This window comes from Burkholderia alba, from assembly GCF_034721475.1.
Lineage (GTDB): Bacteria > Pseudomonadota > Gammaproteobacteria > Burkholderiales > Burkholderiaceae > Burkholderia > Burkholderia alba.
In genome coordinates this window covers 1-6,125 of the sequence record NZ_JAWJWL010000074.1, presented here as the reverse complement: position 1 = coordinate 6,125, position 6,125 = coordinate 1, and the positions used below count along the sequence as shown (strand labels likewise).

The 6,125-nt window shown below is 58.5% G+C and carries 8 protein-coding genes and 1 pseudogene; 3 read left to right on the top strand and 6 right to left on the bottom strand.

Annotated features, from left to right (window positions below; all coding sequences use genetic code 11):
* The 3 genes from RZR99_RS33500 to RZR99_RS31740 form a co-directional block, all read right to left on the bottom strand.
* On the bottom strand, positions 1-1,544 hold a 1,544-nt coding region (locus RZR99_RS33500), incomplete at its 3' end, for an ESPR-type extended signal peptide-containing protein (RefSeq protein ID WP_456061840.1).
* Between the two features lie 75 nt (positions 1,545-1,619).
* Positions 1,620-2,168 (bottom strand): transposase, encoded by a 549-nt coding sequence (locus RZR99_RS31745; protein WP_323123669.1) that lies wholly within the window; start codon positions 2,166-2,168, stop codon positions 1,620-1,622.
* Between the two features lie 16 nt (positions 2,169-2,184).
* Positions 2,185-2,634: a helix-turn-helix domain-containing protein gene (locus tag RZR99_RS31740; protein WP_323123668.1), complete on the bottom strand. Its 450-nt coding sequence runs from the start codon at positions 2,632-2,634 to the stop codon at positions 2,185-2,187.
* A gap of 522 nt (positions 2,635-3,156) precedes the next feature.
* On the opposite strand from RZR99_RS31740, the pseudogene RZR99_RS31735 reads away from it, so the two are divergent.
* Positions 3,157-3,282 (top strand): annotated as a pseudogene (locus RZR99_RS31735) (IS6 family transposase); the annotation flags it as partial.
* A gap of 185 nt (positions 3,283-3,467) precedes the next feature.
* Entirely contained in the window at positions 3,468-3,683 is a 216-nt protein-coding gene (locus tag RZR99_RS31730) for a hypothetical protein (RefSeq protein ID WP_323123667.1), read from the top strand.
* 74 nt (positions 3,684-3,757) lie between these two features.
* Here RZR99_RS31730 and RZR99_RS33490 read toward each other — a convergent pair whose 3' ends face one another.
* Positions 3,758-4,177 carry an SDR family NAD(P)-dependent oxidoreductase gene (locus tag RZR99_RS33490; protein ID WP_407655544.1) on the bottom strand — a complete coding sequence of 140 codons (420 nt, stop codon included), beginning with the start codon at positions 4,175-4,177 and terminating at the stop codon, positions 3,758-3,760.
* 94 nt (positions 4,178-4,271) lie between these two features.
* Here RZR99_RS33490 and RZR99_RS31720 point away from each other — a divergent pair, with 94 nt between their 5' ends.
* Positions 4,272-5,174, top strand: coding sequence for a LysR family transcriptional regulator (locus RZR99_RS31720; protein ID WP_323123665.1), 903 nt, complete (start codon positions 4,272-4,274; stop codon positions 5,172-5,174).
* Positions 5,175-5,472: 298 nt separating this feature from the next.
* Here RZR99_RS31720 and RZR99_RS31715 read toward each other — a convergent pair whose 3' ends face one another.
* Together RZR99_RS31715 and RZR99_RS31710 are read right to left on the bottom strand one after the other, a co-directional pair.
* Positions 5,473-5,670 carry a hypothetical protein gene (locus tag RZR99_RS31715; RefSeq protein ID WP_323123664.1) on the bottom strand — a complete coding sequence of 66 codons (198 nt, stop codon included), beginning with the start codon at positions 5,668-5,670 and terminating at the stop codon, positions 5,473-5,475.
* The gene (locus tag RZR99_RS31710; protein ID WP_323123663.1) at positions 5,670-5,969 is read right to left on the bottom strand and encodes a plasmid mobilization protein; all 300 of its coding nucleotides are present in this window, start codon (positions 5,967-5,969) and stop codon (positions 5,670-5,672) included. The genes RZR99_RS31715 and RZR99_RS31710 overlap by 1 nt, the downstream gene beginning before the upstream one ends.
* Between the last annotated feature and the right edge of the window lie 156 nt (positions 5,970-6,125).

Below are 6,125 nucleotides of genomic sequence, written 5' to 3'. Positions count from 1 at the left end.
GTCGAGGTCGAGGTGGACAGCGAAGCGATCGAGCTGTTGGCGGTCGAGAGTCCGGTCGAAGCGGAAGTCGACAGCGAAGCGACATTGCTGTTGGTCGTGCTCAGTCCGGTGGACAAGGAACCGATCGAGCTGGTGGCCGTGCTCAGACCCGTCGAAGCGGAAGTCGACAGCGACGTGATGCTGCTGTTGGCAGTCGAAAGACCGGTCGAAGCCGAGGTCGACAGCGAAGCGACATTGCTGTTGGTAGTGCTCAGGCCGGTGGACAAGGAACCGATCGAGCTGGTCGCCGTACTCAGGCCTGTCGAAGTGGAGGTCGACAGCGACGTGATGGAGCTGTTGGCGGTCGAAATGCCGGTCGAGGCCGAAGTCGACAACGACGTGACGTTGCTGTTGGTAGTACTCAGCCCAGTGGACAGCGAGCTGATGCCGGTCGAGGTCGATGTGGATAGCGAAGCGATACCGCTGTTGGCCGAGCTCAAGCCCGTCGAAGTGGAAGTCGACAGCGAGGCAATCGAGCTAGTGGCGCTCGACAGCCCAGTGGACGTGGACGTCGAGAGACTGGTGACGCTAGAATTCACCGCGGTGACGGCGAGATTCGTGGCATTCAGCTGCGAGCCGTTGATCGCGTCGGTACTCGTCGCTGATATACGCCCGGCGGCCACATTGGTGATCGTGCGCTCAGCACCCGGCGCGCCTACGCTGACCGTCGAGCCCGGCGCCGTGCCGGCGAAATTGTAAGTCGTACCGTTGATGGTCGTGCTGGGGGTGGCGACTGCGGTAGCAGTTGTCGAGCCCGAACCGAGTGCGACGGAGTTAGCGATGCTCGCCGATGCGCCTTGGCCGAGTGCGACCGCATTCGATGCCGTCGCGGCGGCGCTGTTGCCGAGTACCGCGCTTGATGCACCAGATGCAACCGAACTCGCACCAACAGCGATGGCATTCGTATTGGATGCCGTGGACGAATTGCCGACTGCGGTGCTACCGGTTCCGGTGGCGCTACTATTTGTACCAAGCGCCGTACTGCTGTTGGCGGTCGCGCTGGCGAACGTACCCAGTCCTAAAGCTGCAGTCAGCGACGTCGAACCGGAATTGGTAGCGATCGCATTGTGCCCAATCGCCATCGACCCTGAACCAGTGGCTGTAGCTCCCGATTGTATTGCTACAGTGTCGTTCCCATTGGCTGTAGCAAGATTCGCGTTATTGTCCCCAATTGCTAGGGCACCGCCGATAGGAGCCGACGCTGCAGCACTCGTACAATTCTGTGTTATGCCAGCATTCGAATTTGTTTGCACCGGACTATTGTATGTCGGCGCACCAAAAACTGGCACATTAAATTGACCACAGGTTCCGATTGCCATATTCGCCAAGCTTGAAATTGGCATCAATAGGCCGACCGCCAATGTCAACATAAGCCCACCTGTCGTGGCAGCTTTATGTTTGACAATCGCTGTCTTGTTAGGTTTGCCGCATGCAGACGCGTTTTCCGGTACTGCAATCCAGACACTAAGAGCTTCGTTCCAAATAGAGCGATGAACATGATTCATGTCTAATATCTCCACGTATCACTATTTGACAGATTTTTCATGTACAGCCTGACTTGTAGTCGAACAGTTAGGCGTTCACGAAAAATTGGTTTGAAATTTGGTGCCGTATCCGGCCAGTAGATCGTCCAGTTCAGTGTCGATGGTTGCCTTGGCCCAGGCGACGAAGCGTCGCCATTGGAACTTCAGTTGTCGCCACACGATCTCGATCTGATTGAGCTTGGCACTGTAGGCGGGCAGATAGAACAGGACAGCGTTGTGATCAATCAGCCAGCGGTCCCGCGTTGCCTCGTCGATGCCGTGATGGATGCTCGCGTTATCGAGCACGATCACGGTTGGACTGCGATCGTGCGCCGCGAGCAGATCGTCAATGAAGCGCACGACGTTGGGGCCTTTGATGCGGCGGGCATGGGCCGCATGGATCAGCGTGTTTGTGCCGTAGTCCAGGGCGCCAAGAACACTACGTCGGCAGTGCGTGTTCGGTTCGATCTCGTGAGGCAAACCCCGTGGTGACCAGCTACGCTGAACCGGCGGTGATCCACAAAAGCCAGCCTCATCAAGGTAGAACAGGTGAATGGCGTCTTCGCGGGGGGGCTGCTGCAGCTTGCCGAGTGTGGCCTGTTTCACGGCGAATTCCTCCGAGTCACGCTTTTTTGAACGACAGGCAAGTGCGCTTGAACGTAAAGCCCTCTCGCTTGAGTGCCACGCTCAGCGTATCGAGATGCTCGAACGGCAACGGGCCGAATTCCGCCTCGCGGCTCTGGGTGATTTGCTCACGCGTCAGCGGCTCGGCCGAGGCCATGCGCACGACTGCGCCGATCATCTCGTCGCTCAACGCGCGAGACCGTCCGCTTTTATCGCCGATCTTGATCAGCAGCTCCATCACGCCCTGCTCGGGCCACGTGTGTGCCCAGTTGTAGACCGACTGGCCGCTCACGCCGAGCTTCACGCCCACCGCCATCGGACTCAACTTGCCACCCGCGAGCATCAGCAGAGCGGCCTCCCGCGTGCGCATATCCTGGTAGGGATGGTTGATCGACAACTGCTGCAAGGTCTGCTCCTCAGCTTCAGTTAGTACAACGATGTACTTCATTCAGCGCTCCAGCGAGTGGTTTCACTGAAGTTAACAAACTTCAATCCCGCTTACCAGTAACACTTATGAACGTAAGGAGTGGCGTTATTGCATAAATCGGGCACGATGACGAAGTGATGCCTTTGTTCATGATCTCAGGCGATGCGAATGGACTGCGGGCGAGCAAGCTCAGTCTGCGGTTGATCACACTCACGCGGATCGTGATATCGGTCGCGCGCGAGTCGAGTCGGTACGGCGTGCTCACAGGGAAGAGCCGGCACCGTCTTGACCAATACATCGTATTTTCGGCGAACGAACGATGGTGATAGCTGAAGATTTTTTTCATTTGCGGCAAAAAATCTAGAATCTATGTAGGAATTCGAATACCCAGATTTCTGAAAAAAATATCATAAGGAATCTGAACTTCTTCACTTTACTTTAAAAAAACAATTTTATTGTTAAGAAATGAAAAATGAAGGATCAAAGCCACCCGTCGGCATTGTCACGTTGAGCAGATGTTCGGTAGCGTAGGATGTCGAAATCCAGCGCGTTCTGCGTTCCTGCTCGACGCCGCGCAAGATCGTCACCGATCAACTGCGCAGTTATCCAGCCGCCAAGACCGACATTTCAGAACTCGCGACCGTGAAGCATGTTTTAGTCAAAGCGGCGAGAGCGTGCAAAACTTGGGGAGGCACCCGGGGAGGGAGCGGCTTTGTGGGAAGTACGTTGTGCGGTATCGAAACGGTGGGAGCAGATNAAAGCGGCGAGAGCGTGCAAAACTTGGGGAGGCACCCGGGGAGGGAGCGGCTTTGTGGGAAGTACGTTGTGCGGTATCGAAACGGTGGGAGCAGATCATGCGATGGATCATCGAAGCAAGGTTGGCCGACAGCGATACGGTCACTGCCGGTGAGAGAGTTCTGGCTGTGATTGAGCGCCCTGATTGCAGTCTCGCCCAGCTGGGCCTGAGTCTTGCCGAGGGGCGCTCGCTGCTGGCCAGAGTGCAGGCAGGGCTGGTTTCGAGGTGGCTGTCGGGCCAGAGCCCCATTGTCGACGCTGCGGCGCGGCCTTGAGCCACAAGGACAGTCAACCGACGGTGCTGCGCACGGTGTACGGCAAGGTGACGGTGATCAGTCCACGGTTGTGGTCATGTACGTGCCAGCGGACCGCGCCGATGCTGCGGCCCGCCAGGACGGGGCAACAGTGGCACGACACAATGGGCCATCAAAAAGCTACCTTTGAGATTGGTTTCGATGACCGCGTCCCAATCCGGTTCCGCCTGGTCGAGGGCAGCATCGAGGCTCACGGAACGTACGAATCCCGCGGCATTGACCAGCAGATCTACGCGCTCGACGTTCGCGAGTGCGGGCTCGACATCCGTGCGCCGGCCTACGTCGGCGCGTTGGCAGGTGGCCGCAGGCCCTAGCGTCGCAACGGCTTCTCGCAACCGTTGATCGTTTCGGCCGATAATCGTCACGCGATAGCCCGCGTTGATGCATGCGCGCGCAATGCCTAGTCCGATGCCACTCGCGCCCCCGGTTACGATTGCATGTTTTTGCTCTGTCAATTTCCAGCTCCACTCGTTTGCATTGGGTGCAGGTTAAAACCGGAAATGCGATACGTCCAATACAACTGAGTAGCCGTTCTGATACTCTCATCGTATGGCTATCCTCACCCTTCGGCAGCTCGAACAGTTTCTCGTCGTCGCGGAAGCGATGAATTTCCGGCGCGCTGCAGAGCGCCTCAACATGGCCCAGCCGCCACTGACGGCAGCGATCCGGCAGACGGAGTCGCTGTTAGGCGTGCGTTTGCTGGAGCGCGGCAACCGCGTGACGTCCTTGACGGCGGCCGGCGAGGTTTTGCGTGAAGAGGCGCGCAGGACACTGGAGCAGGCACAGCGCGCCGTTGAGCTAACCCAGCGCGCGGGTCAAGGGCTTATAGGCTCACTCAGAATAGGTTTTGTGGCGAGCGCCACGCGGCACGTTTTGCCCCCCTTGGTCACACGCTTTCGACAGACGCATCCCGATGTCGCACTCGACCTGACGGAGTTGACTACGAGCCGGCAGCTCGCTGCGCTCGACGAGGACCGTCTCGACGCCGCCATTGTTGTGCTGCCCCTTGGTGCCAACGTCGACCTACGCATTGCACAGCGTAGGTTGCTGAAGAGTCGCATGGTCGCCGTCATGTCTGCGGAGCACGCGCTGGCTACTTCGCCTGGGGGGTGCGTGCCGCTCGCGGCGCTCGCGCGCGAGCCCTGGATTCTGTTCCCTCCGACGGAAGGGCCCGGCCTGTATACGGCGATCCTCGACGCGTGCGCTGCGGCCGGATTTGCCCCACGCGTGGTACAACGTGCAACGCAAATGGACACGATCATCGGACTCGCAGCGGCGAGCCTGGGCGTTGGACTCGTGCCCGAACCGCTTGCGTCAACGGAGGCATCGGGCGTGCAATTCAGGCGACTTGCCGGACGCGGGACGCCAGTGCCATATGAAGTCGCACTTGCGGGGCGGAGTACAGACCGTAACCCGACAGTGGCGGCATTAGTCGATTCGTGCACGAGTTGATGACGTCAAGGATCTCATCCGTTGCTGTAGCAAATCCGGAGCACGCAAAAAAGCCCGCTCGCAACGGACTTCCACACTTCTTGGCATCGATCCTGTCGCCCAGTTGCATAGCAACTGCAGCCCCGATGATGCAGCAGTAGGGCTCGCTCTATCGCAAGCAGCTCGCGACGCAGTTCGAAACCTGGCGACTTCTCACCGGCATTACCCAAAATCCGTCTTTCGCCGCCTCAGCAACCGGCTGAACACTACGGCTTTATCCCGCCATCGCCAACGTGACAATGCCGCACCGAGTGTTTTCCTACGAGCGCGGAAGCTTCTTCGTGTCGCTGCCCGCGCGCATCATGAGTTCCAGCGTCGCTTCGAGGCGAATGACTCGCTCGGTCAGGCTCTCGATTTTTGCTTGTTGCTCCTTTACCGTACCGGCCAACGACACAACCTTGTCATTCATCTTGATAACGGTCGTGAGCGCGTCCCACACCTTGTCGGTCACACCCATTACTGCTTGCCTCCCGTCATAGCGTCGATGCGCTTGTTCGACTCCGCAACGAACGACAGCGCTTCGTCGAGCGCTTCGTTTGCCTCCTTCGTAGAAACATTCACACGCTCGACCAGCGCGAGAATTTCCTCCTCGTCCTCAGACGGCGTGAACCCCTGCGCGGCTTGCCGCATGAGTTCGCTGACGTTAAGGCCGAGCCGTTTAGCCGTGTTTGCGATTGCCCGCTTCTGACTGGTCGTTACCTGCACGACGATTCGTTCTGTTGCCGTTGCCATCTTAGCCCCTATGTACATGGTCATGCCATGTACATTCTAGACTCGTTCAGGGCGAAGTCAAGTTGACCCTCCGGTTCAACCACAAACCTTCTAGGACACCGGGGTCGCGTCGCCCGTGACCCGTCGCGCCTCGGACTCGCTCACACACCGATGATCCTCAGCGGCCTTGCCGATCGCCGC

Coding starts and splice junctions, on each gene's coding strand:
- RZR99_RS31740 (WP_323123668.1), bottom strand. CDS start 2,634: ATGAAGTACATCGTTGTACTAACTGAAGCTGAGGAGCAGACCTTGCAG.
- RZR99_RS31730 (WP_323123667.1), top strand. CDS start 3,468: ATGCGATGGATCATCGAAGCAAGGTTGGCCGACAGCGATACGGTCACT.
- RZR99_RS31720 (WP_323123665.1), top strand. CDS start 4,272: ATGGCTATCCTCACCCTTCGGCAGCTCGAACAGTTTCTCGTCGTCGCG.
- RZR99_RS31715 (WP_323123664.1), bottom strand. CDS start 5,670: ATGGGTGTGACCGACAAGGTGTGGGACGCGCTCACGACCGTTATCAAG.
- RZR99_RS31710 (WP_323123663.1), bottom strand. CDS start 5,969: ATGACCATGTACATAGGGGCTAAGATGGCAACGGCAACAGAACGAATC.